The following is a 21,581-nucleotide window of genomic DNA, read 5'->3' as shown; positions in this document are numbered from 1 at the left end:
CCCACGCGTGAGGGGTGGCTAGGCTGAGCCGGACGCGCGACAAGCCCGACAGGACGGCCCCGATGTTCAGGTTCTTCGAAAATCTGGTCGACCCCTATGTCGACTATGCCGAGACCGACACGCCGCCCCGGCGGCTGTGGCCGTTTCTGCGCGCCTACATGCAGCCCTTTCGCAAGGTTTTTGCGCTGGCCGGGGTAATGTCGGTCGTGGTGGCGGTGATCGAGCTGTGGCTGATCTATTACATGGGCCGGCTGGTCGACCGGCTGTCGGGTGACCCGGCGACGGTCTGGCGTGATTACGGGCCGGAACTGATCGCCGTTGCCGCCTTTATCCTGTTCCTGCGGCCGGTCATCCAGGCGCTTGATGTGTTGCTGCTGAACAACGCCATCCTGCCCAATTTCGGCACGCTGATCCGCTGGCGTTCGCATCGGCATGTCTTGCGTCAGCCGGTCGGGTGGTTTGAGAACGATTTCGCAGGCCGCATCGCCAACCGCATCATGCAGACGCCCCCGGCGGCGGGCGAGGCAGTGTTTCAGGTCTTTGACGCGCTGACATTCGCACTGGCCTATGTCGTCGGCGCGGCGGTGATGCTGTCGGAGGCCGACCCAAGGCTGGCGCTGCCGCTGCTGATCTGGCTGGTGCTTTACGCCGGGCTGGTGCGCTGGACAGTGCACCGCGTGGGCCCGGCATCAAAGGCGGCGTCGGACGCGCGGTCGCAGGTGACGGGGCGGGTGGTCGACGCCTATACCAACATCCATTCGGTCAAGCTGTTCGCCCATCACCAGCGCGAACTGGAACTTGCCCGCGAGGCGATCGAGAACACCCGCCGCACCTTTCGCGCCGAGATGCGCATCTTTACCATCATGGATGTGGTGCTGGTTTTCCTCAACGGTTTGCTGATCGTGGGCGTCGTCGGCTGGGCGCTGGCGCTGTGGGTGCAGGGTTCGGCATCGGTGGGCGTGGTTGTGGCGGCGACGGCGCTGACGCTGCGGCTCAACGCCATGACCGGCTGGATAATGTGGGCGCTGACCAGCTTTTTCCGTCAGCTTGGCGTCGTGGCCGAGGGGATGGAGACAATAGCCCAGCCCATCGGCCTGGTGGACGCGCCCGATGCCCGCCCGCTGAAGCCCGGCGATGGCCGGATCGAGATGCACGGCGTATCGCACCATTACGGGCGCGGCGCCGGCGGGCTGGACCGGGTCACGCTGAAGCTGGCGCCCGGCGAACGGGTTGGTATCGTCGGGCGTTCGGGGGCGGGCAAGTCGACGCTGGTCAAGCTGCTCTTGCGGTTCTACGACGTCGAAAACGGGCGTATCGAGATCGACGGGCAGGACATCGCCCGCGTGACGCAGGACAGCCTGCGCGCCCGCATCGGCATGGTCCAGCAGGACAGCGCATTGTTGCACCGTTCGGTGCGTGAGAACATCCTTTACGGTCGCCCCGACGCCACCGAGGCAGAGGTGGTGGTGGCGGCGAAAAAGGCGGCGGCGCATGATTTCATCCTCGATTTGCAAGACCCGCAGGGCCGGCGCGGCTATGATGCGCATGTGGGTGAACGGGGCGTGCAGCTGTCCGGCGGGCAACGTCAGCGCATTATGCTGGCGCGCGTCATCCTCAAGAACGCGCCCATCCTCATCCTCGACGAGGCGACCAGCGCGCTCGACAGCGAGGTCGAGGCGGTGATCCAGGAAACGCTGTACGGCATGATGGAGGGCAAGACCGTGATCGCCATTGCGCACCGGCTGTCGACCATCGCGCAGATGGACCGCATCGTGGTGCTGGAGGATGGCCGCATCGCCGAAGAGGGCAGCCACGCCGACCTGCTTGCGCGCGGCGGGCTATATGCCCGGTTCTGGGCGCGCCAGTCCGGCGGGTTCCTGGGCGCCGACCAGGTTGCGGGATAGTTTTGCCGCCACAATTTGCGGGATTCCTAAAACCGCCGAAACCGGCTATGCTGGACGCGAGTGAGCAACAATGGCGGAAGAGAGCCATGCAGGCGTTGAAATTCGCAGCGGTGGTCCTGTCCGTCGCAGTGCTGGGCGCGTGTTCGTCCAAGTTCAAGACCTATGACGGTCCCGAGGTCACGCGCGTCATCGTGGAAAAGGATGATCGCAAGCTGTACCTGATGCACCATGACCGGGTGCTGCGGTCATATCCGGTCGAGCTGGGATTCGCGCCGAACGGGCACAAGCGGTTCGAGGGGGACGGCAAGACGCCCGAGGGTGCCTATCATATCAACCGGCGCAACCCCAACAGCGCCTTTCACCTATCATTGGGGATTTCCTATCCCAACGAACGCGACGTCACGCTGGCGCGTACCGCCGGCAAAAGCCCGGGCGGCGACATCTTTATCCACGGCCGGCCCAACGCGAACCCGCGGGACCGGCGTACCGACTGGACCGAGGGCTGTATTTCACTCAAGAATCGGCACATGCAGTGGGTCTTTGCCATGGTCGACGACGGCACGCCGATCATTCTGACGCCCTAAGGACGCCCTGAGAACCGCGCCGTATCGTCAGGAGGTCGGGCCGGCCCCTGCACTGGCGCTGCGCCCGGTGACCAGCGTCCACCAGATCTTGCCGTTGTCCTCTTGCAGCCAAGCGAACCCCATCTCGGTTGCCTGCGGGTCCAGGATCACGGTGCGGGTGTGTTCGTCTTCCATCCAGGCCGCCAGCGTTTCAAGCTCGGTCTCGAAAGTCTCGGAGATGTTTTCACCCATCAGCTGGCCATCATAGCCCACGCGCCGCACCCGATCGAGCGGCGATGACCCGTCCGACCCGAAATGCCACGGCCGGTTTTGCAGCGACATGTCGCGCGAATGCGTTGCCGCCGCCGCGGTCAGGCGCGAATCAAGCGTCAGCGGCTGCGCGCCCGAGGCCTGGCGCAGCGAGTTGACCGAATCAAGCATCCGGTACTGCAGCTTCGACGTTTCACCGGGACGGATGCGATAGATGCTGGGCATCGGTTTTCCGTCCGGGCCGATCCTGGGGCCGGCCATCGTACCGGCGCAGGCGGATAGAATCAGCAGGGCAGGAAGGAGAAGAGCAAGAAGACGCGCCATGGATTTCCCTGAGGTTTCGGATTTATCCACATCCCTTAACGCTTGTGGGCGGGTTGATCAAATAAGCTTGCGCGCCGGTTTGCCAGGTGACAGTTGTTTGATTTGCGACTGCGGCATTCCCGCCATATATTCCCGGGCACAAATGTCTTTAACGAAGTCTGCAATCACGGAGAGCAAGGATGACAAAGGCTATTCCAGACAAGTGGAGCAGACGCGCCTTTCTGGCCGGTACCGCCGCCGCGATCGGCGCGCCGGCACTGGCCCAGGACGTGAACAGCGCCACCACGATCGAGATGGAACAGGATGTGACGGAATCTGTTCGTCACAATATCTCGAGCTTCCGCGCGCTGCAGTGGCAGCCCTATTTCTCGAACCTGCGCAATGGCGCGATCCTGGTCGATACCAATTCACGGGCGCTGCATTACTGGTCCGAAGATGAAAGCATCTACAAGCTTTACCCCACCTCGGTGCCGATGACCGAGGAACTGACCCGCCGCGGTCGCACCAGCGTGGTGCAAAAGGTGGTCGGCCCGGAATGGCGCCCGACCCCCTCGATGCTGGAGCGCAACCCGGACTGGCCGCATTACGTCGGTCCCGGGCCGGACAACCCGCTGGGCACGCATGCGCTGTATCTCAGCTGGACCTATTACCGCATCCACGGCACCCACGACACGCGCAAGATCGGCCGCCGGTCGTCGAACGGCTGTATCGGTCTATACAACGAACACATCCAGGAACTGTTCAAGCTGGCCAAGGTCGGCACGCAGGTCTTGCTGGTCTAGCGGATCGCAATGGGTTGGGGGCCAGCCCCCAGACCCCCGGGGTATTTGCCACCAGAAAGAAGCTGTGGGGAAAGCGCACCCAGCAGCTTCTTTCTGGTCATAAATACCCAAATGCCGGCGAAGCCGGCACTGCAGGTCAATCCAGCCAGCCCTTCAGGTTGTCTGTGACCACCTCTGTCAGCGCGGCGATATGGGCGTCGTCGTCGTTCAGACAGGGAATATAGGTGAACGCCTCGCCGCCGGCGGATTCAAAGCTTTCGCGGATTTCCTCGTTGATCTCTTCCAGGGTCTCGATGCAGTCGGCGGAAAAGGCCGGGGCAATCACCGCGATGCGTTTCCTGCCCTCTTCGCGGGCGAGGCGGGCCACCTCTTGCACCGTGTAGGGGCGCAGCCATTCCTCGGGGCCGAAAACAGACTGGAACGTGGTGGTGATCTCGGTTTCGTCCCAGCCCAGCCGTTCGCGCAGCAGGCGCGTCGTTTTCTGACATTGGCAGTGATAGGGGTCGCCCTGCATCAGATAGCGTTTCGGCATCCCGTGGTAGGAGACGACCAGGATCTCGGGCCGCTTTTCTGCCTGCGCATAGGCGCGTTCGACCGACTGGGCCAGCGCCTCGATATAATGCGGTTGCTCGAAATAGGGGTCGACCACGCGGGCCGTTGGTTGCCAGGTTTCCTGCATCAAGGCGCGAAAGAACTGGTCGTTGGCGGTGGCGGATGTCGCGCCTGCGTAGTGCGGGTAAAGCGGAAAGAACAGGATCCGCCGACATCCGGCCTGCGCCATGGCGCGTACCTTGGATTGGGTCGAAGGGTTGCCGTAGCGCATGCAGAAATCGACCATCACCTGATCGCCATAGCGGTCATGCAGGGCGCGGCCCAGTTTTTCGGTCTGCGCCCGGGTGATCGTCATCAGCGGGCTTTCGCCCTGTTCCTCGTTCCAGATGGAACGGTAGGCGGCACCGCTGGTGAAGGGGCGTTTCGACAGGATGATCAGCTGCAAAAGCGGCTGCCATTTCCACGGCGAATAGTCGATCACCCGGCGGTCTGACAGGAATTCGCTCAGATACCGGCGCATGGGCCAATAGCTGTAATGATCGGGGGTGCCGAGATTGGCCAGCAGAACGCCGGTCTTGCCCGAGGCGACATTCGGGTGATCGGCCGGGGCGTGGGCTGGCTGGGCAGAGGCGTCGGACATGGGCGGCTCTTTCATCGCGTGCGGTCCGTTGTGGACATAAACGGTTGCGCCCGCCCGTCAATCATTGAGCGGGGTTTCCCTGGCGCCCAGCGCATCGGCCAGCCGCGCCCTGGCAGAGCCCGGGCGCAGCGGTTTTGGCTGGCAGGGGTCGGGGGCCCAGCCTGTCAGCACGATCAACTCGAACGTGGCGGGGATACGGCCATCGGCGCCGAAGGTCTGTTCGTAGATCTCGCAGGCGCGCGCGATCAGCGCCCGGCGGGTGGGCTGGCGGCGGCGTGCGTCCAGGGCATTGCCCTCGCCCATGGCGCGCAGTTCGCGCATCAGGTCGAGCGGCGAAGCATAGCTGACGGTCAGCGGGATCGTATCGGCCACCGGTAGCGCGAAACCCGCGCGCTGCAACAGCGCGCCAAGCGTGCGTACCTCGCCCATCGGCGCAACCCGTGGCGACAGCCCGCCATAGAGGTCCGATTCGGCCTGGGCCAGCGACGCGCGCAGCTCGTGCAGGGTCTGGCCGCCGGCAAAAACCGCCATGAAAAGGCCGTCGGGGCGCAGCGCCCGGCGCGACTGGATCAGCTGGCCGACCGGGTCATTGGCCCAGTGCAGGCTCATGGCGTGCACGACGAGGTCATGCACCGCCTCTTCCAGCGGCAGGGTTTCGTCGTCGCTGACCATTTTGGTGTCGGGCAGCAGGCCTTGCCACGGGCCCGGAAAACCGCTCACCACGGCGGGGGTGCGAAAGGATTTGTTAACCATTGACAGGCGATCCTCGATTTCCGCGCGCGCGACCTCGTGCAGGAAATCGACAGGCGCGCGGGCGGCGCGGCGGCGGTTGCGGATCAATGCCGCGCGGTCGGTGAGGGGCCTTGTCATGTCGGGGAAACTAGGATGGCGCTAGCCGCTTTGCAAACCGCCTTGCGGCTGGTCTATCCGCCGCGCTGCATTTTGTGTGGCACGCTGGTCGACAGCGATTTCGGGCTGTGCGGGCCGTGCTGGCGCGACACGCCCTTTGCCGCCGGTCTGGTGTGCGACACTTGCGGCACCCCGCTGCCCGGCGAGGATGATGACGAAAAGGTGATATGCGACGACTGCCTTGTCACCGCCCGACCGTGGAGCATGGGGCGCGCGGCGCTGCTGTACCGCGACAATGCGCGCCGGCTGGTGCTGGCGCTGAAGCATGGTGACCGGCAGGATGTCGTGCGCCCGGCGACGCTGTGGCTGGCACGTGCGGCGCAGCCGATGCTGACGGATGACATGCTGATAGCGCCGGTTCCCCTGCACTGGACACGCATGTTGCGCCGCCGGTTCAACCAGTCTGCATTGCTTGGCCGGGCGCTGGCGCGGCACCTTGATCTGCCCGATTGCCCCGACCTGTTGCGCCGCACCGCCCGCACCCCGCCGCTGGACGGGATGGGGGTTGAAACCCGGTTCACGACGTTGGCGGGCGTGATCAGGGTCAACCCGGCGCGGGCGGGGAAAATGCAGGGCCGAACGGTGCTGTTGGTCGATGATGTAATGACCTCGGGCGCGACGCTGGCGGCATCGGCGCTGGCCTGTCTGGACGGTGGTGCGCGGGATGTGCGCGTTCTGGCACTGGCGCGCGTGGTCAGGGATGCCTAGATTGACGCCGACAACGACATTCGAGGCTGAAATGAAACCCGTGGAAATCTATACCTCGCCGCTTTGCGGCTTTTGCCACGCCGCCAAGCGGCTGCTTGACCAGAAGAGCGTGAGCTATGCCGAAATCAACGTGCTGACCGATCCGGGCCGCAAGGCCGAGATGATCAAGCGCGCGAATGGCGGGCGCACGGTGCCGCAGATCTTTATCGGCGATACCCATGTCGGCGGTTGTGACGAGCTGTATGCGCTGGAACGTGCCGGCAGGCTGGACCCGCTGCTGGCGGCATGAGGGCGGCACTGATCCAGATGACCGGCAGCGATACGCCGGAAGACAACCTGTCGGTTGTCTCGGATCTGTTCGACCGAGCGCTGGACATGGGTGCGGGCTTCGTTCTGACACCCGAGGTGACGAACTGCATCTCCGCCAGCCGCACCAGGCAGCAGGAGGTTCTTTGCCGGCAGGAGGATGACCCGGTGCTGGCGGCCCTGCGCCAGCGGTCGCGCACGGCCGGGGTGTGGTGCCTGATCGGGTCGCTCGCGCTGAAGACCGACGACGCGCGCGGGCGTTTTGCCAACCGGTCGTTCCTGATCGCGCCCGATGGCAGCATCGCGGCGCAATACGACAAGATCCACATGTTCGACGTGGCGGTTTCGGAAACCGAGACCTATCGCGAATCAGACGGCTACCGCCCCGGTGAACGCGCGGTTTTGGCGCCGACGCCGTTCGGCACCATCGGGCTGAGCGTCTGTTACGACATCCGCTTTCCGGCGCTCTACCGGCAACTGGCGCAGGCGGGGGCGCAGATACTGACCGTCCCTTCGGCGTTTTCGCCGGTGACGGGCGCGGCGCATTGGGAAACGCTGCTGCGTGCCCGCGCCATCGAAACCGGCAGCTATATCCTGGCCCCGGCGCAGACTGGCACCCACAAGGCCACCCGCGGCAGGGTGCGGCAGACCCACGGCCATGCAATGGCCATCGGCCCGTGGGGGGAAATCCTGGCCGATGCGGGCAAGGCGCCGGGCGTGATATGCGTTGATCTCGACACCCAAGCCGTGACAGAAGCGAGACGCCGCATTCCGTCGCTGCGGCATGACAGGCAGGCCGATGATCCGAAATGAGCGAAAAACCTGGTAATCCCCTGGCGGTGACGCTCTTCAGCGAAATCCTGACCAACGAGCAATTGTTCCGCAACCGGCTGGGGCGGGTGCTGCCCAAGGGCATGGAGATTTCGCATTTTTCGGTGCTCAACTACCTGGCCCGTACGGGCGGCGAACGCAGCCCGGCACAACTGGCCAAGTCGTTTCACGTCACCCGCGGGGCAATGACCAACACGCTGCAAAAGCTGGAATGGGCGGGCTATGTGCATATCCGCCCGGACTGGGACGATGCCCGCCGCAAGATGGTGACGATCAGCCCGGCGGGCAGGCAGGCGCGCGATGCGGCGCTTTCGGCGATCACGCCCGTGATCTCGGAGCTTGTCGATGAGCTGGGCGAGGCGCGGGTGCGCGCTACCCTGCCGGTGCTGCGCGAGCTGCGCTCCAAGCTGGAGCCGGATGATTGAGGCGGACGGGCCGCGCCCTTATTTGGGCGCGATGCTGGTGGTGACGTAGTTCACGCTGAGGTCGCGGTCGGACAGCGACCATGACCAGCCCAGTGGGTTGAAAACGAATCCCTTGCGATCCACCGGCTGAAACCCCGCCTGTTCAAGCAGGGCAAAGAGTTCGTCCGGGGTGATGAATTTCGACCATTCATGCGTGCCCTTGGGCAGCCAGCGCATGATGTATTCCGCGCCGATGATCGCGGCGGCAAAGCTTTTGGCGTTGCGGTTGAGGGTCGAGCAGATATGCAGCCCGCCGGGGCGCACCAACCCCTGACACGCGCGCAGGAAATCCAGCGGGTCGGGGACGTGTTCGACCACCTCCATGTTGAGGACGGCGTCGAATTTCTCGTCCGCCTCGGCCAGCGCCTCTGCCGTGGTGTGGCGATAGTCGATGTTCAGACCCGATTGTTCGGCGTGCAGTTGCGCCACGGGGATGTTGCGCTCGGCCGCGTCGGCGCCCACCACCGTGGCCCCAAGCCGCGCCATTGGTTCGGCCAATAGCCCGCCACCGCAGCCGATATCGAGGATGCGCAGCCCCTTGAAGGGGGTGTTCGCGGAAAGATCGCGGTCGAATTCGGCGGCGATCTGGGTGGTGATATAGTCCAGCCGGCAGGGGTTGAGCATGTGCAGCGGCTTGAATTTGCCGTTCGGGTCCCACCATTCGGCGGCCATCGCCTCGAACTTGGCTACTTCCGCCTGGTCAATCGTGCTCCGAGCCGCTTGCATTCTGCTCTCCATGTGATCTTTTGGTCCGGCCTCTCTATATAGGACGGTCATGGACAAATACGCAGGCCAAAAGAGCGCAGTCCAGTATCTCTATCCCCCGGTCGAGCCATTCGAGCGGGTGATGATGGATGTGGGCGACGGGCACCAGATCTATGTCGAGCAGTCCGGCAACCCCAAGGGACTGCCGGTTGTGGTGCTGCATGGCGGCCCCGGTGGTGGCTGCAGTCCGGCGATGCGGCGCTATTTCGACCCGCGCATTTATCGCATCGTCATGTTCGATCAGCGCGGTTGCGGCCGGTCGAAACCCCATGCCAGCGTCGAAGCCAACACCACTTGGCATCTGGTGGCCGATATCGAACATATCCGCCGCCGTTTCGGCATCGACCGCTGGATTGTTTTCGGCGGCAGCTGGGGGGCGACGCTGGGGCTGATCTATGCCCAGGCCCACCCCGAACGCGCCATCCACCTGGTGCTGCGCGGCGTGTTCACCATGACGCAGGCTGAACTGGACTGGTTCTATGGCGGCGGCGCGGGGCGATTCTGGCCCGAAACATGGGAGGCGTTTCAGCAGCTGATCCCCGAGGACGAGCGCGACGACATGATCGCGGCCTATCACCGGCGGCTGTTTTCGGGCGACCTGGCCGAAGAGGCGCGCTATGCCCGCGCCTGGTCGGCCTGGGAAAACGCGCTGGCGACGGTGAATTCGGCCGGAACGGGCGGCGAAAGCCCCCCCGATTACGCCCGCGCCTTTGCCCGGTTAGAGAATCACTATTTCACCCATGGCGGATTTCTGGACCGCGACGGGCAGATTCTGGACCAGATGGACCGTATCGTCCACATTCCCGGCACCATCGTTCAGGGGCGCTATGACATGATCTGCCCGCCTGATTCGGCGCACCGGATCGCCCGCGCCTGGCCGGTGGCCGATTTGCGGATCATCCCGCTGGCCGGTCACGCGCTGTCAGAGCCCGGCATCAGCGCCGAACTGGTGCGGGTGATGGATGCGCTGGCGCGGGGGGATTGAGCGGGTTTTTGCCATCCTGTCCCTATCGTTGGGAGTTGGGGCTGCTTGCGACAGATGGCATGCGAACGCCCGGGTGGGCGGGCGCATGCCCGGGCCGCAAGCGTGCCGGGCAATTTCACCCACGTGCAACCGCCGCTGGGGGGCGACAGCACTGTCATCTGACAGGTAACGCCGCCAAGCCCCTTGCGAACCCGGACCATCGCGCGTATATCGCTCTCAACAGCGGCGCCCCCGGGTCCACACCGGCAGGCTCCACCGGAAAGTTCTGACGGGCCGCGCGCCCGTTTTTTTGTGCCCGGATACACGCGTTCGAAAGTAACCCCGTGACCAACGAACTGATAGCCAAGACCGCGATCGACCGCCGCATGGCCGAGATCATCACCCCGGTGATCGAGGGGATGGGGTTCGAGCTGGTGCGCGTGCGTCTGATGGGCGGCAAGCACGAGACGTTGCAGATCATGGCCGAACGCCCCGGCGGCGGCATCGAGGTGGACGACTGCGCCCAGATTTCCAACGCCGTCAGCGCGGTGCTGGATGTCGAGGACCCGCTGGAAGACGCCTATACGCTGGAGGTTTCGAGCCCCGGTATCGACCGCCCGCTGACCCGGCTGAAGGACTTCGCCGCGTTCGAGGGCTACGAGGCCAAGCTTGAAACCGACGAGCTGATTGACGGACGCAAGCGGTTCAAGGGTGTTCTGGCCGGTGTCGAGGGCGACGAGGTGCTGATCAACATCGAGAGCGGCGCCGAGACCGTGACGGTGGGGCTGAAATTCGACTGGCTGAGCGATGCAAAGCTGGTGCTGACCGACGACCTGATCCGCGACATGCTGAAGGCGCGCAAGGATGCCGGCAGCCTGAACGAAGACGATTTTGACAAGATCGAGACCGAAGGGTCTGAGGAGGACTGAGACATGGCGATTACCTCTGCCAACCAGCTTGAACTGCTTCAAACCGCCGAGGCGGTGGCGCGCGAAAAGATGATCGACCCGGTACTGGTCGTCGAAGCGATGGAAGAAAGCCTCGCCCGCGCGGCCAAGAGCCGTTACGGCGCCGAGATGGATATCCGCGTCACGATCGACCGCAAGACGGGCCGCGCCACCTTTACCCGCGTGCGCACCATCACCGACGAGGACGAGATCGAAAGCCTCCAGTCGCAGATCCCCGCCGACGAGGCGGCGCAAATCGTCAAACATGCCCGCCCGGATGTCATGGTGGTGTCGGGAGTCGCGCCGATCACCCCCGAGGACGACGACCAGGACACCAAGCCCGAAACCCGCCGCATCCGCCGGTTCCTGCTGCGCAAGCCGACCCAAAACGACCAGGCGCTGATGGAAGGGGTCGATCAGCAGACGCCCCCGGCCGAGGGCGATGAGATCATCGACGAGGTGCCACCGGTAGAGCTGGGCCGTATCGCCGCGCAAAGCGCCAAGCAGGTGATCCTGCAAAAGGTGCGCGAGGCCGAACGCGACCGCCAGTACGAGGAATTCAAGGACCGCGCCGGAACCATCATCAACGGCACCGTCAAGCGCGAGGAATACGGCAACATCATCGTCGATGTCGGCCGTGGCGAGGCGATCCTGCGCCGCAACGACAAGATCGGTCGCGAAAGCTATCGCCCCGGCGACCGCATCCGCGCCTATATCAAGGACGTGCGCCGCGAAACCCGCGGGCCGCAGATCTTTCTCAGCCGCACGGCGCCGGAATTCATGGCCGAGCTGTTCAAGATGGAAGTGCCGGAAATCTATGACGGCATCATCGAGATAAAGGCGGTCGCGCGCGACCCCGGCAGCCGCGCCAAGATCGCGGTGATCAGTTTTGACAACTCGATTGACCCGGTCGGCGCCTGCGTCGGTATGCGCGGCAGCCGTGTGCAGGCGGTGGTGAACGAACTGCAGGGCGAAAAGATCGACATCATCCCCTGGAACGAAGATCAGCCGACCTTCCTGGTCAACGCGCTGCAGCCGGCCGAGGTCAGCAAGGTGGTGCTGGACGAGGTTGCCGAGCGCATCGAGGTGGTCGTGCCCGAGGAACAGCTGAGCCTGGCCATCGGCCGGCGCGGCCAGAACGTGCGACTGGCGAGCCAGCTGACCGGGCTCGACATCGACATCATAACCGAGGCCGAGGACAGCGAACGCCGTCAGAAGGAGTTCGAGGAACGCACCAACCTGTTCATGAGCACCCTCGACCTGGACGAATTCTTTGCTCAGCTTCTGGTGTCGGAAGGCTTTACCAACCTCGAAGAGGTGGCCTATGTCGAACAGGACGAACTGCTGAGCATCGACGGCATCGACGACGACACCGCCAAGGAACTGCAGGCACGGGCGCGCGACGTTCTGGAAGCGCAGGCGCAAGCCGCGCTGGAAGAAGCCCGCGCATTGGGTGCCGAGCAGAGCCTCATTGATTTTGAGGGGCTGACACCCCAAATGGTAAAGGCGCTGGCCGAGGATGGGGTCAAGACACTGGAAGACTTCGCCACTTGCGCCGACTGGGAACTGGCCGGCGGCTGGACCACGGTCGATGGCGAGCGGGTCAAGGACGATGGCGTTCTGGAACCCTTCGACGTTTCCCTGGAAGAGGCGCAGAACATGGTGATGACCGCCCGGGTGATGCTGGGCTGGGTCGACCCCGAGGACATGGTCGCCGACGCCGAGGAAACGCCCGAACCCGCCGCAGAGGAGGGCGAGGCCTGATCCTTCGGGCCTCGCGCTAGGAACCGAATGGGTCGCGGAGGGCACCCCAGGGACCACAGTCAGGGTCCGGAGCGTAAATGCATCGCCACGGGCGAGGTGCGCCCGGTTGCCGAGTTGTTGCGCTTTGTTGTCGGCCCGGATGGCCAGGTGGTGCCGGACATCGCCGGCAAGCTGCCGGGCCGGGGTATCTGGGTCTTGTCCCGGCGCGATGCGCTTGACCGGGCGGTTGCAAAGAACCTTTTCGCCCGCGCCGCGAAACAGACGGTGCAGGTACCCGAAGGGCTGACGGAACGGCTCGAGGCCATGCTGGCCGACCGGGTTGTCAGCCTCATCAGTCTGGCGCGCAGGGGCGGACAGGCGGTTACGGGCTATGAAAAGGTCAAGGACTGGCTGGCGCGAGGCAACGCCAGCGTACTGATACAGGCCAGCGACGGGTCGGAGCGGGGCAAGTCCAAGCTCAGCACCCCTGGCGACGGCAGCTTCATCGGCTGGCTGACGGCCGACGAGTTGGGCCGCGCCTTTGGCCGGCAAAGCACCATCCATGCCGCCTTGGGGGATGGAGGTTTGGTGCAACGTGTTGTAGAGGATGCGGCAAGGCTCAAGGGCCTGCGCGTCTCGGACGGCGATTTCGAACGCCGAAAAGGAAAGAAGACCAGATGAGCGACAACGACGGCAAGAAAACTCTGGGTGTGCGTGGCGGCGGTCCCCGGTCGGGGAACGTGAAGCAAAGCTTCAGTCATGGGCGCACCAAGAACGTCGTGGTGGAGACCAAGCGCAAGCGCATCGTCAAGCCCAAGCTGGGCACTGCGCAGCGCGACCCTGCAAAGGGGGGTGGTCAGACCTCGTCCGGGGGCGCCAATCGCCCCGCCGGGATTTCCGATGCCGAGATGGAGCGCCGGATGAAGGCGCTGCAGGCGGCCAAGCTGCGCGAGGCCGAAGAGACCGCCCGCCGCGAGGCCGAAGAGCAGGCCCGCGAAGAGGAAAGACAGCGCCGCCGCCAGGAGGCCGAGGCCAAGGAGCGCGAGCAGCGCGAGGCCGAGGAGCGTCTGCGCGCCAAGGCCGATGAGGAAGAGCGCCAGCGCAAGGCGACCGAAGAGGCTGTCAATCTTGCCGCCGCGCCGGCCCCGGAGGCCGCCCCGGCGGCCCGTCCGACCCCGACGAAACAGCCGCCGCGGCGTGGAGAGACGCCCGAGCGCGATCAAAAGAGCCGCAGCCGCGCCAAGGGCCGCGACGATGGCCGCCGGTCGGGCAAGCTGACACTGAATCAGGCGCTTTCGGGTGGCGAGGGTGGACGTCAGCGTTCGCTCGCCGCGATGAAGCGCAAGCAGGAACGCGCACGTCAAAAGGCGCTGGGCGGGCACGAGGCGCGCGAAAAGATCGTGCGCGACGTGCGCCTGCCCGAGGCGATTACCGTGGGCGAACTGGCCGTGCGTATGGCCGAACGCGTGGCGGACGTGGTCAAGGCGCTGATGCAGAGCGGCATCATGGCCACCCAGAACCAGGTCATCGACGCCGACACCGCCGAACTGATCATCGAGGAATTCGGCCACCGCGTGACGCGGGTGTCCGATTCCGATGTTGAGGATGTCATCGACCAGATCGAGGACAAGGACGAAGATATGCGTCCGCGTCCGCCGGTCATCACCGTCATGGGGCATGTCGACCACGGCAAGACCTCTTTGCTGGACGCGATCCGCAATGCCACGGTGGTCGAGGGCGAGGCCGGCGGCATCACCCAGCATATCGGCGCCTACCAGGTGCAAACCGACAGCGGTGCGCTTTTGACCTTCCTCGACACACCGGGCCACGCGGCCTTTACCTCGATGCGGGCGCGCGGTGCGCAAGTCACCGATATTGTCGTGCTGGTTGTGGCCGCCGACGATTCGGTGATGCCGCAGACCATCGAGGCAATCAACCACGCCAAGGCCGCCAAGGTGCCGATGATCGTGGCGATCAACAAGTGCGACAAGCCGGAGGCCAACCCCGACAAGGTGCGTGCCGAGTTGCTGCAGCACGAGGTCGTGGTCGAGGCGATGTCGGGCGAGGTGCAGGATGTCGAGGTATCGGCGACCACCCGGCAGGGACTGGATGAGTTGCTCGAATCGATTGCGCTGCAAGCCGAGATACTGGAACTCAAGGCCAATCCTGACCGTCCGGCCGAAGGCGCGGTGATCGAGGCGCAGCTGGATGTCGGGCGCGGCCCCGTGGCCACCGTGCTGGTGCAGCGCGGCACGCTGCGGCAGGGCGATATCTTTGTCGTGGGCGAACAGTTCGGCAAGGTCCGCGCGCTGATCAACGACCGCGGCGACCGGGTCAAGGAGGCCGGGCCGTCAGTGCCGGTCGAGGTGCTGGGCCTTAACGGCACACCCGAGGCAGGCGATGTTCTGAACGTGGTCGAGACCGAGGCGCAGGCCCGTGAGATCGCCGAATACCGTCACAACGCGGCCAAGGAAAAGCGCGCCGCTGCCGGTGCCGCCACCTCGTTGGAACAGCTTTTGGCGCAGGCCAAGGAAAACGAGAACGTCAAGGAACTGCCGATTCTGGTCAAGGCCGACGTTCAGGGGTCTGCCGAGGCGATCATCCAGGCGATGGAGAAGGTCGGCAACGAAGAGGTACGCGTGCGCGTGCTGCATTCGGGCGTCGGTGCGATCACCGAATCCGATATCGGCTTGGCCGAGGCATCGGGCGCGCCGGTGTTCGGCTTCAACGTCCGTGCCAACGCGCCGGCGCGCGCCAGCGCGAACCAGAAGGGCGTGGAAATCCGCTATTACAGCGTGATCTACGACCTGGTCGACGATGTGAAGGCGGCGGCAAGCGGCCTGCTGGGCTCGGAAATCCGCGAGAACTTCATCGGCTATGCCGAGATCAGGGAAGTCTTCAAGGTTTCGGGCGTCGGCAAGGTGGCGGGCTGCCTGGTCACCGAGGGCGTGGCGCGGCGTTCGGCCGGTGTGCGCCTGCTGCGTGACGACGTGGTGATCCACGAGGGCACGCTCAAGACGCTCAAGCGCTTCAAGGATGAGGTCGCAGAGGTCCAGTCGGGCCAGGAATGCGGCATGGCGTTCGAGAACTACGAGGACATCCGCCAAGGCGACGTCATCGAAATCTTCGAACGCGAAGAGGTCGAGCGCGAATTACAGTAGCGCGGACCGGGATAATCGGAAAAGGCGGGCCGCAGGTGCCCGCCTTTTTCGTTTCAGGCAGCGCGGCTGACCGGCCGGCCCGAATAGGTCTTGTCGCCGACCCTGACCCGGTGAAGCCCGTTCGGCAGGGTGCCGGCAAAGACCCCCTGAACGAATACGCAAGTGCCAATCATGATGGTGTGCAGCATTTCAGTCATCCCCCGGTTGAAACCCATACCATGATTCGGTTGAATTGACTAAAATTTGACTAATGCCAGCGCGAGATCAGAGCCAATCACGCAAGATCGGGATCAGCGGAATGTCGGCGGGTGGCATCGGATAGTCGCGCAACTGGTTCGGACGCACCCATTTCAACGCCTGTCCCTCGCGCGATTGCGGCGTGCCCTGCCACTTGCGGCAGGCAAAGAGCGGCATCAGCAGGTGGAAATCGTCATAGGCATGGCTGGCAAAGGTCAGCGGCGCCAGGCAGCTTGCCCAGGTGTCGATACCCAGCTCTTCGTGCAGTTCGCGGATCAGCGCTGCCTCGGGCGTTTCGCCGGGTTCGACCTTGCCGCCGGGAAATTCCCACAGGCCGGCCATCGACTTGCCCTCGGGGCGCTGACCCAGCAAGACGCGGCCGTCGATGTCGATCAGCGCAACGGCCGAGACCAGCACGATTTTCATGGGCGCAATCCCGGGCTGAAAACCGGTGCACACTTTCCCTGCGATTGCTGCCGCGTCATGACCGGTAGTCGGCGTTGATATCGATGTAGCCGTGAGTCAGATCGCAGGTCCAGACCATCGCGCAGCCGCCGCCAAGACCCAGATCGACATGGATCGTGATCTCGGGGTTCTTCATGTATTGCGCGGCGTCTGCCTCGCGGTAGTCGGGACTGACCCAGCCGTTGGTGGCCACCGGGATGTCGCCGAACCAGATCGCCAGCGTATCGCGGTCGGCGGGCGCGCCGGACTTGCCCACAGCCATGACGATGCGGCCCCAGTTCGGGTCTTCGCCGGCGATGGCGGTCTTGACCAGCGGTGAATTGGCGATGGCCATCGCGTGGGTGCGCGCGTCGGCGTCGCTGGATGCGCCGGTGACCGAGACGGTGACGAACTTCGTCGCGCCCTCGCCATCGCGCACGACCTGTTGTGCCAGGTCCAGCATCACCCGGCGCAGCCCCTCCATGAAGGCCATGCTGTGTTCAGTCACGCGGATGCCTGACGCGCCGGTCGCCGCAACCAGCAGCGTGTCAGAGGTCGAGGTATCGCTGTCGACGGTGATGCAGTTGAACGTGGTCTGGTTCAGCGCCGAGACCAGCGATTGCAGGATCGGGCGCTCGATGGCGGCATCGGTAAAGATGTAGACCAGCATCGTCGCCATGTCCGGCGCGATCATGCCCGACCCCTTGGCGATGCCGGCAATGCGCACCGGCTGACCGTCGATCTCGACCGTAGTACCGGCGCCTTTGGGAAAGGTGTCGGTGGTCATGATCGCGCGCGCCGCCTGTTCGATGCCGCCGGGCGACAGCTTGTCACGCAGTTCCGCCAGCTTTGCGGTGATGCGCTCGTGCGGCAGCTTTTCACCGATAACGCCGGTAGAGGATGAAAAGACCCGCGCCTCGGGCACGTCCAGGGTTTTCGCCACCTCTGACGTGACCGCGCGCAGCGCCTCTTCGCCGTGCTGGCCGGTAAAGGTGTTGGCATTGCCGGAATTGACGATAATCGCGGCGCTGGCCTTGGAATGAAAGCCGATCTTTTTCTGGCAATCCAGCACCGCCGATGACCGTGTGGCCGACCGGGTAAAGACCCCGGCAATGGCGGTGCCGGGGGCCAGTTGTGCCAGCATCACGTCGTCGCGCCCGGAATAGCGCACCCCCGTCTCAGCAGTGGCGAAACTGACCCCGCCGATTTCAGGCAGGGCCGGGAACCCCTCGGGAGCGAGGGGGGAACGCTTGGTAATGCTGGCCATCGTCAGTCTTCCAGGATGCTGCGATCGTTGATTGCTTCGGGGTCGATGCTGGCAGGGTCGGCACGCTCGATCGTGGCGGCCTCGGTCAGCTCTTCCAGACGGGCGGTCAGGGCGAGCGTGTGCAGCTGTTCCTCCAGCTCGGCGCGCACGGTTTCCAGATCGGGGCGTTCGCGTTTGCGGGTTTCCTCCAGCTTGACGACATGCCAGCCGAACTGGGTCTCAAGCGGGGCGGACACCTCGCCCGGCTCCAGCGCGGAAGCGGCGTCAAAGAATTCGGAAACCATGTCGCCTTCACCGAACCAGCCCAGGTCGCCGCCAACGGTGGCCGAGGGGCCGGTGGAATTCTCGCGCGCCAGTTCCGCGAAGTCGGCGCCATCGGCCAACTCGGCGATCAGCGCCTGAGCCTCTTCCTCGGTTTCGACCAGGATGTGTGCGGCGTGGTATTCCAGCTCGTCCGTGTTGGCCGGGTATTGTTCGTCATAGGCGGCCTGCAGCGCCGCTTCGTCGATGCCCTGGCCAACCAGTTCTGCGATCACCTCGCCGGCGATGACGGCGCGGCGTTCGTTTTCCAGCAGGATCTCGGCCTGGCGCGACGGATCGCCTTCGAAGGACTGCATCAGCAGGGTCTGCTGAATAAGCTGGTCGAGGATGCCCTGAAACAGCATCTCGGCCGGGAACTGGTCATATTGCGGCGGTAATTCGGCGCGCAATGCGATGACATGGCCGAGCGTGATCTCGGTGTCGTTGACGGTGGCCAGTACGGTGGCCGGATCGGGTGCGTCCTGCGCCTGTGCGGCGGGGACGACCATCAGTGCTGCGGCCAGCGCGCCGGCAATCAGGGAACGGAGGGGCATCGGCATAATCGGTCCTTTGCTGGCCGGCGCATGGCTGCGGCGGCCTGTTAACGTTGACACTCTAACAACGGCCCCTTACATCGCCTTGGCAAGGTGGCAGGACCGCCCTTCTGGCCCCGTTCTAGGGGTGTGCCGGGGCCGGGGCAAGCGATTGCCTCTCATGTCCCTACCAATGACCGGAACGGACAGAACATGCTGGGTATCAAGACCGTCGCCCGAAAGATTTTCGGAACTCACAATGACCGCAAGGTCAAGGCGACGCGCCCGCTGATCGAAAAGATCAACGCGCTGGAGCCCGAATTCGAGGCCCTGGACGATGCGGGCCTGATTGAAAAGACCGAGAGTTTCAAACAGCGGATCGCCAATGGCGAAAGCCTGGACAGCCTGCTGCCCGAGGCATTCGCCAACTGCCGCGAGGCGGCGCGCCGGGCGCTGGGCCTGCGGGCCTTTGACGTGCAGCTGATGGGCGGGATATTCCTGCACCAGGGCAACATCGCCGAGATGAAGACCGGCGAGGGCAAGACCCTGGTCGCCACCTTTCCTGCCTATCTGAATGCGCTGACTGGCAAGGGCGTGCATATCGTCACGGTCAACGACTACCTGGCCAAGCGCGACTCGGAATGGATGGGCAAGGTTTACGGCGCGCTGGGTCTGACCACCTCGGTGATCTATCCGCAACAGCCCGAGGCGGAAAAGAAGGCCGCCTATGCCGCCGATGTGACCTATGCCACCAATAACGAGCTGGGTTTCGATTATCTGCGCGACAACATGAAATCGTCGCTGGCCGAGATGAACCAGCGCGGCCACCATTTCGCCATCGTGGACGAGGTCGATTCGATCCTGATCGACGAGGCGCGCACGCCGCTGATCATCTCGGGTCCGGCGCAGGACCGCAGCGATCTGTATGTCGCCATCGACAAGCTGATCCCGATGCTGACGGAAGAGCATTTTACGCTCGACGAAAAGACCAAGAACGTCACCCTGACAGACGAGGGTAACGAGTTCCTCGAAGGTGCGCTGACCGAGGCGGGTATCCTGCCCGAGGGCCAGTCGCTTTATGAGCCCGAAAGCACCACAATCGTTCACCACGTCAACCAGGGCTTGCGCGCGCACAAGCTGTTCCTCAAGGACCGCGACTATATCGTGCGCGACAACCAGGTGATGCTGATCGACGAATTCACCGGCCGGATGATGGCGGGGCGGCGCCTGTCCGAAGGGCTGCACCAGGCCATCGAGGCCAAGGAAGGCTGCGAGATTCAGCCCGAAAACGTGACGTTGGCGCAGGTGACGTTCCAGAACTATTTCCGGCTTTACGAAAAACTGGCGGGCATGACCGGCACCGCCGCCACCGAGGCCGAGGAATTTGCCGAGATCTATGGCCTGGGCGTGGTCGAGGTGCCCACCAACCTGCCCATCGCCCGGATCGACCAGGACGACGCCGTCTATCGCAGCCAGAAGGACAAGTTCGAGGCCATCATCGAGGCGATCAAGAAGGCGCACGAGAAAAAGCAGCCGGTTCTGGTCGGTACGACCTCGATCGAGAAATCCGAAATCCTGAGCGAGCTGCTGACAAAGGCGGGCGTGCAGCACAACGTCCTGAACGCGCGCCAGCACGAACGAGAGGCCGAGATTGTCGCCGATGCGGGCAAGCTGGGCGCGGTGACCATCGCCACCAACATGGCCGGGCGCGGCACCGACATCAAGCTGGGCGGCAACGTCGATTTCAAGATCATGAAGGCGATCGCGGCCGAACCCGACGCCGACCCCGAGGAAATTCGCAAGCGGATAGAGGCCGACCACGCCGCCGACGAACAGGCGGTGAAAGAGGCGGGCGGCCTGTTCGTTCTGGCCACCGAACGCCACGAAAGCCGGCGCATCGACAACCAGCTGCGCGGCCGGTCGGGCCGTCAGGGCGACCCGGGGCGGTCGGCCTTTTTCCTCAGCCTCGAGGATGACCTGATGCGCATTTTCGGCTCTGAACGACTGGAAAAGGTGCTGTCGGGCCTCGGCATGAAGGATGGCGAGGCGATCATCCACCCCTGGGTGAACAAGAGCCTGGAGCGCGCGCAGGCCAAGGTCGAGGGCCGCAACTTTGACATCCGCAAGCAGTTGTTGAAATTCGACGACGTGATGAACGAGCAGCGCAAGGTGATATTCAAGCAGCGTCTCGACATCATGAAGGCCGACGACCTGAGCGAGATCATCCACGACATGCGCGGCGAGGTGATCGACGATCTGGTCGACCGGTTCATGCCGCCCAAGACCTATGCCGACCAGTGGGACATGGAGGGGCTGGACGCCGAGGTGCGCGAACAGCTTGGCCTTGATCTGCCGGTCAGGGACTGGGCCCAGGAAGAGGGCGTCGACGACGAACAGATCACCGAGCGGCTGGAAAAGGCCGCCGACGAGATGATGGCGAAAAAGACCGCCCAGTTCGGCGCCGAGAGCATGCGCTCGATCGAAAAGCAGATCCTGCTGCAGACCATCGACAGCAAGTGGCGCGAACACCTGCTGCGGCTGGAACACCTGCGCAGCGTCGTCGGTTTCCGCGGTTACGCGCAGCGCGATCCGCTGAACGAGTACAAGAACGAGGCGTTCCACCTGTTCGAGACCATGCTGGACAGCCTGCGCCATGACGTCACCAAGCGGCTGGCCCAGATCCGCCCGATGACCGAGGATGAGCAGCAGGCAATGCTGCAGGAAATCGAACGTCAGCGCGCGACGATGGCGGCGGCGACCGAGCTGGAAAAGACCGGCCAGATCGTGCAGGAGGCATCCACCGCCGAAGGGTTCGATGAAAACGACCCCTCAACCTGGGGCAATCCCGGCCGCAACCAGCCCTGCCCCTGCGGTTCGGGCAAGAAATTCAAGCATTGTCACGGCCGGTTCGCCTGAACCGGCCGCCACATCAACAGCAAAATCAGATCACCTGACCGCCCCATCGCA

Annotated in this window: 21 protein-coding genes; 13 read left to right on the top strand and 8 right to left on the bottom strand. The window is 64.3% G+C overall.

What is annotated here, in order from left to right; all coding sequences use genetic code 11:
- Nucleotides 1–62: 62 nt before the first annotated feature.
- Nucleotides 63–1,904: an ABC transporter ATP-binding protein gene (locus tag DL899_RS05850; RefSeq protein WP_111733042.1), complete on the top strand. Its 1,842-nt coding sequence runs from the start codon at nucleotides 63–65 to the stop codon at nucleotides 1,902–1,904.
- Nucleotides 1,905–1,990: 86 nt separating this feature from the next.
- Entirely contained in the window at nucleotides 1,991–2,488 is a 498-nt protein-coding gene (locus DL899_RS05845; RefSeq protein WP_204355258.1) for a L,D-transpeptidase family protein, read from the top strand.
- Between the two features lie 27 nt (nucleotides 2,489–2,515).
- Here DL899_RS05845 and dalA read toward each other — a convergent pair whose 3' ends face one another.
- Nucleotides 2,516–3,061, bottom strand: coding sequence for a divisome-associated lipoprotein DalA (gene dalA / locus DL899_RS05840; RefSeq protein WP_111733041.1), 546 nt, complete (start codon nucleotides 3,059–3,061; stop codon nucleotides 2,516–2,518).
- A 179-nt stretch (nucleotides 3,062–3,240) separates the two neighbouring features.
- On the opposite strand from dalA, the gene DL899_RS05835 reads away from it, so the two are divergent.
- Entirely contained in the window at nucleotides 3,241–3,843 is a 603-nt protein-coding gene (locus tag DL899_RS05835; protein ID WP_111733040.1) for a L,D-transpeptidase, read from the top strand.
- A 136-nt stretch (nucleotides 3,844–3,979) separates the two neighbouring features.
- Here DL899_RS05835 and hemH read toward each other — a convergent pair whose 3' ends face one another.
- Together hemH and DL899_RS05825 are read right to left on the bottom strand one after the other, a co-directional pair.
- Nucleotides 3,980–5,035 (bottom strand): ferrochelatase, encoded by a 1,056-nt coding sequence (hemH, locus tag DL899_RS05830; protein WP_111733119.1) that lies wholly within the window; start codon nucleotides 5,033–5,035, stop codon nucleotides 3,980–3,982.
- Nucleotides 5,036–5,092: 57 nt separating this feature from the next.
- Nucleotides 5,093–5,905 carry a class I SAM-dependent methyltransferase gene (locus tag DL899_RS05825; protein WP_111733039.1) on the bottom strand — a complete coding sequence of 271 codons (813 nt, stop codon included), beginning with the start codon at nucleotides 5,903–5,905 and terminating at the stop codon, nucleotides 5,093–5,095.
- Between the two features lie 15 nt (nucleotides 5,906–5,920).
- Here DL899_RS05825 and DL899_RS05820 point away from each other — a divergent pair, with 15 nt between their 5' ends.
- The 4 genes from DL899_RS05820 to DL899_RS05805 are packed head-to-tail and all read left to right on the top strand — an operon-like array spanning nucleotide 5,921 to nucleotide 8,214.
- Nucleotides 5,921–6,652 (top strand): ComF family protein, encoded by a 732-nt coding sequence (locus DL899_RS05820; RefSeq protein ID WP_111733038.1) that lies wholly within the window; start codon nucleotides 5,921–5,923, stop codon nucleotides 6,650–6,652.
- A gap of 31 nt (nucleotides 6,653–6,683) precedes the next feature.
- Nucleotides 6,684–6,941 (top strand): glutaredoxin 3, encoded by a 258-nt coding sequence (gene grxC, locus DL899_RS05815; protein WP_111733037.1) that lies wholly within the window; start codon nucleotides 6,684–6,686, stop codon nucleotides 6,939–6,941.
- Nucleotides 6,938–7,771: a carbon-nitrogen hydrolase family protein gene (locus DL899_RS05810; protein WP_111733036.1), complete on the top strand. Its 834-nt coding sequence runs from the start codon at nucleotides 6,938–6,940 to the stop codon at nucleotides 7,769–7,771. The genes grxC and DL899_RS05810 overlap by 4 nt, the downstream gene beginning before the upstream one ends.
- Nucleotides 7,768–8,214: a MarR family winged helix-turn-helix transcriptional regulator gene (locus DL899_RS05805; RefSeq protein WP_111733035.1), complete on the top strand. Its 447-nt coding sequence runs from the start codon at nucleotides 7,768–7,770 to the stop codon at nucleotides 8,212–8,214. The genes DL899_RS05810 and DL899_RS05805 overlap by 4 nt, the downstream gene beginning before the upstream one ends.
- Before the next feature lie 18 nt (nucleotides 8,215–8,232).
- On the opposite strand, the gene ubiG is transcribed toward DL899_RS05805, so the two are convergent.
- Entirely contained in the window at nucleotides 8,233–8,979 is a 747-nt protein-coding gene (gene ubiG / locus DL899_RS05800; protein ID WP_111733118.1) for a bifunctional 2-polyprenyl-6-hydroxyphenol methylase/3-demethylubiquinol 3-O-methyltransferase UbiG, read from the bottom strand.
- 49 nt (nucleotides 8,980–9,028) lie between these two features.
- On the opposite strand from ubiG, the gene pip reads away from it, so the two are divergent.
- From pip to infB, 5 genes are all read left to right on the top strand, one after another.
- On the top strand, nucleotides 9,029–10,003 hold the full coding sequence (gene pip, locus DL899_RS05795) for a prolyl aminopeptidase (RefSeq protein ID WP_111733034.1): 975 nt from the start codon (nucleotides 9,029–9,031) through the stop codon (nucleotides 10,001–10,003).
- A gap of 323 nt (nucleotides 10,004–10,326) precedes the next feature.
- On the top strand, nucleotides 10,327–10,911 hold the full coding sequence (rimP, locus tag DL899_RS05790; RefSeq protein WP_111733033.1) for a ribosome maturation factor RimP: 585 nt from the start codon (nucleotides 10,327–10,329) through the stop codon (nucleotides 10,909–10,911).
- Between the two features lie 3 nt (nucleotides 10,912–10,914).
- A complete protein-coding gene (gene nusA / locus DL899_RS05785; protein WP_111733032.1) occupies nucleotides 10,915–12,693 on the top strand; it encodes a transcription termination factor NusA in 1,779 nt (592 codons plus the stop codon).
- A gap of 27 nt (nucleotides 12,694–12,720) precedes the next feature.
- A complete protein-coding gene (locus DL899_RS05780; RefSeq protein ID WP_111733031.1) occupies nucleotides 12,721–13,353 on the top strand; it encodes an RNA-binding protein in 633 nt (210 codons plus the stop codon).
- Entirely contained in the window at nucleotides 13,350–15,833 is a 2,484-nt protein-coding gene (infB, locus tag DL899_RS05775) for a translation initiation factor IF-2 (protein WP_111733030.1), read from the top strand. The genes DL899_RS05780 and infB overlap by 4 nt, the downstream gene beginning before the upstream one ends.
- 53 nt (nucleotides 15,834–15,886) lie before the next feature.
- Here infB and DL899_RS20070 read toward each other — a convergent pair whose 3' ends face one another.
- The 4 genes from DL899_RS20070 to DL899_RS05760 form a co-directional block, all read right to left on the bottom strand.
- Nucleotides 15,887–16,021, bottom strand: a complete 135-nt coding sequence (locus DL899_RS20070) for a hypothetical protein (RefSeq protein ID WP_275426784.1) — start codon at nucleotides 16,019–16,021, stop codon at nucleotides 15,887–15,889.
- 76 nt (nucleotides 16,022–16,097) lie between these two features.
- Nucleotides 16,098–16,496: an 8-oxo-dGTP diphosphatase MutT gene (gene mutT / locus DL899_RS05770; RefSeq protein WP_111733029.1), complete on the bottom strand. Its 399-nt coding sequence runs from the start codon at nucleotides 16,494–16,496 to the stop codon at nucleotides 16,098–16,100.
- Nucleotides 16,497–16,551: 55 nt separating this feature from the next.
- Entirely contained in the window at nucleotides 16,552–17,781 is a 1,230-nt protein-coding gene (argJ, locus tag DL899_RS05765) for a bifunctional glutamate N-acetyltransferase/amino-acid acetyltransferase ArgJ (RefSeq protein ID WP_111733028.1), read from the bottom strand.
- 2 nt (nucleotides 17,782–17,783) lie between these two features.
- Nucleotides 17,784–18,635 carry a peptidylprolyl isomerase gene (locus tag DL899_RS05760; RefSeq protein ID WP_111733027.1) on the bottom strand — a complete coding sequence of 284 codons (852 nt, stop codon included), beginning with the start codon at nucleotides 18,633–18,635 and terminating at the stop codon, nucleotides 17,784–17,786.
- 192 nt (nucleotides 18,636–18,827) lie between these two features.
- On the opposite strand from DL899_RS05760, the gene secA reads away from it, so the two are divergent.
- On the top strand, nucleotides 18,828–21,530 hold the full coding sequence (gene secA, locus DL899_RS05755) for a preprotein translocase subunit SecA (RefSeq protein ID WP_111733026.1): 2,703 nt from the start codon (nucleotides 18,828–18,830) through the stop codon (nucleotides 21,528–21,530).
- Nucleotides 21,531–21,581 lie beyond the last annotated feature (51 nt).

Origin of the sequence: Roseovarius amoyensis (assembly GCF_003260265.1) — a bacterium.
GTDB lineage: Bacteria > Pseudomonadota > Alphaproteobacteria > Rhodobacterales > Rhodobacteraceae > Roseovarius > Roseovarius amoyensis.
The sequence above is the reverse complement of the archived record's forward strand: the minus strand, read 5'-3'. Positions and strand labels throughout refer to the sequence as shown.